General features: G+C 57.1%; 1 protein-coding gene. It reads right to left on the bottom strand.

Annotated features, from left to right (window positions below; genetic code table 11):
• A partial coding sequence (locus H6F43_RS23100; RefSeq protein ID WP_190342882.1) for an adenylate/guanylate cyclase domain-containing protein occupies positions 1–1,887 on the bottom strand: 1,887 nt, incomplete at its 3' end.
• Positions 1,888–1,938: the final 51 nt, after the last annotated feature.

Below are 1,938 nucleotides of genomic sequence, written 5' to 3'. Positions count from 1 at the left end.
CTGACGCCCTCTCAAGTGAACAGTATCAACAAATCGCGTTGGAAACTGTTCCTGAACATACCGATACGTTTCCTGACTAATTAGAATCCGACAGACCGTTCCATCCATTGATTCGTTGTAGCTTTCGAGGCGCGCTGCGACATTGACGCTGTCGCCGATCGTCGTGTAGTCGAGCCGTTGGGAACTACCCAAGCTTCCGGTAATGACCGGTCCGGTAGCAATACCAATTCGCATACTGGCGATCGGGCGTCCTTGCTGCTGCCAAGTTTGGTTGAGCCGTTCTAGGGTAGCGGCGATCGCCACCGCGCAGCGCACAGCGGCATTGGCGTCTTGGGCGATCGCGTCTGCTGTGGTGCGGGGAATCGGCACGCCAAATACCGCCATCACCGCATCGCCAATAAACTTATCGACAATGCCGCCGTGTGCCAGAACGGTTTCTGCCACCGCTTCCATACACTCGTTTAGCCACTGCATCAGGGTTCTCGGATCGGTTTGCTCCGTGATGGCAGTGAAGCCTCTTAAGTCAGCAAACAGCACCGTTGCGCTCATTTGCTGTCCGGGGAGGCGTCCCGCTTCCAGCAGTTGGTGCCGTTCCTGCCAGATCACAGCCGCAATTTCGGGAGCGACATGCCGTCCAAACAGCGTCATCACGGTTTTGCGATCGGACCGCTCCAGTTGGGCGATATACCCAGTCATCACCGTGGCAGACCCCACCAGCACCAGCAGCGGCGGCACAACAGGAATCCACCAGCTCGCTAGAAACAGCGCATAGGCACCGCTCAGCAGCCCGGTCGCCACGACTAGCAATCCTAGTATTGATCGCAAATAAGTCGTAGATTGGGCTTTGTCCGATCGCACCGCCCAGATCACACTGGCTCCCACAGCAGACCACAGCACAATCCAAATGATTTCCAGCGGGTCGGACACCGTTTGCAGCAGCGGTCGCTGGTCCAAAACGGAACTCAGAATTGAGGAAGCCAGATGTGCCTGAACTTCGACGCCTGCGGTTTGCTCTGGATAGCCGACCAGCGTGCTGCTGAACGGGGTGTAAAAGAAATCGTTGAGGCTGCGGGCGACGGCACCAATCAGAACCACACGATCGCGCACCCGCTCCGACGGCACTCGGTTTTCTAGCACATCGGTTAGGGAGACCCGATCGAACGGGGCAGAACGGTAATTGAGCAAAATCTGGTAGCTGGCGGCGTCCGCTCGGATATAGCCGCCGTCGTTCGCCTCAAACGGACGAAACACGGTGTTGCCCAACTGCATTGCACCATCAGCCGCAGCTGTCGGCACGATACCGTAATCTGCCAAGTAAATCTGCGCTAACGATAGCCCCAAGCTGGGAATGGCGTCCTCGGAATCCGGAGTCAGAAACAGTAAGCCCCGCCGCAGTTTTCCATCTGTATCCAGCACCACATCATTCGAGCTGACCTGTCCAAGCTGACTCAGAACGGGCGGCGGCGCAACTGGGGCACTTCTGCGGTCTGCCACTTTCTTTTCAATTCCGATCAGATTCGGCGTCGAGCGAAACACGTCCTCTAATGCTTTTGTTCCGGGCGGCACGGTCAAATCCCGGTAGAGGTCCAACCCGATCGCTTTGGGCTTACCAGCTTTGATTTTGTTCAGCAGAGCGGCGATCGTCGCATCGGACGCAGACCACTGTTTGACATAGCGAATATCCGCTTCATCCACGCTAACAATCAAGATGCGGTCATCCACTCGCTCTGGTGGACGCCAGCGAAAGAACTGGTCGAGCATTGCCCACTCGCTGGCTTGCAGCACGCCTGTAAACCGCAGCGCCAGCACGGCGCTCGCTACAGCGGTTGCGACGATCGCCACGCCGCCCCATTGCCAAATGGGTCCTCGCTGGTTGATCTGAATCATGTGCCTCTAGTAGTCACCCACTTCTTTGTCTGCGCTGGACGTGACAAACAG

Origin of the sequence: Leptolyngbya sp. FACHB-36 (assembly GCF_014695955.1) — a bacterium.
Classification (GTDB): domain Bacteria; phylum Cyanobacteriota; class Cyanobacteriia; order Leptolyngbyales; family Leptolyngbyaceae; genus FACHB-36.
The sequence above is the reverse complement of the archived record's forward strand: the minus strand, read 5'-3'. Positions and strand labels throughout refer to the sequence as shown.